This is a genomic window from Gilliamella sp. B3464 (genome assembly GCF_026536145.1).
Taxonomy (GTDB): domain Bacteria; phylum Pseudomonadota; class Gammaproteobacteria; order Enterobacterales; family Orbaceae; genus Gilliamella.
This window is the reverse complement of record NZ_JAFNOQ010000035.1, coordinates 1-929: the sequence shown is the minus strand read 5'-3', so window position 1 is coordinate 929 and position 929 is coordinate 1. Positions and strand designations below refer to the sequence as shown.

Sequence of the window (929 nt, the reverse complement as noted above, 5' to 3'; positions counted from 1 at the left end):
AAAATCATTAAGTTAAGGTAGATACACATCTTGTCATATGATCAAATGGTTTCGCCAAAAATCAATAATCAGACAACAAAATGTGCGAACTCGATATTTTACACGACTCTCTTTACCAATTCTGCCCCGAATTACACTTAAAACGACTCAACAGCTTAACGTTGGCTTGCCACGCCTTACTTGACTGTAAAACTCTCACTCTTACCGAACTTGGCCGTAACCTGCCAACCAAAGCGAGAACAAAACATAACATCAAACGAATCGACCGATTGTTAGGTAATCGTCACCTCCACAAAGAGCGACTCGCTGTATACCGTTGGCATGCTAGCTTTATCTGTTCGGGCAATACGATGCCCATTGTACTTGTTGACTGGTCTGATATCCGTGAGCAAAAACGGCTTATGGTATTGCGAGCTTCAGTCGCACTACACGGTCGTTCTGTTACTCTTTATGAGAAAGCGTTCCCGCTTTCAGAGCAATGTTCAAAGAAAGCTCATGACCAATTTCTAGCCGACCTTGCGAGCATTCTACCGAGTAACACCACACCGCTCATTGTCAGTGATGCTGGCTTTAAAGTGCCATGGTATAAATCCGTTGAGAAGCTGGGTTGGTACTGGTTAAGTCGAGTAAGAGGAAAAGTACAATATGCAGACCTAGGAGCGGAAAACTGGAAACCTATCAGCAACTTACATGATATGTCATCTAGTCACTCAAAGACTTTAGGCTATAAGAGGCTGACTAAAAGCAATCCAATCTCATGCCAAATTCTATTGTATAAATCTCGCTCTAAAGGCCGAAAAAATCAGCGCTCGACACGGACTCATTGTCACCACCCGTCACCTAAAATCTACTCAGCGTCGGCAAAGGAGCCATGGATTCTAGCAACTAACTTACCTGTTGAAATTCGAACACCCAAACAACTTGTTAAT

Annotated in this window: 1 protein-coding gene; it reads left to right on the top strand. The window is 42.9% G+C overall.

The genetic code is table 11. From position 1 onward, the window contains the following. Positions 1 to 80 precede the first annotated feature (80 nt). Positions 81 to 929, top strand: an 849-nt coding sequence (locus J3U57_RS12685; RefSeq protein ID WP_267358487.1) for an IS4-like element ISVsa5 family transposase, incomplete at its 3' end; no start/stop codon positions are given.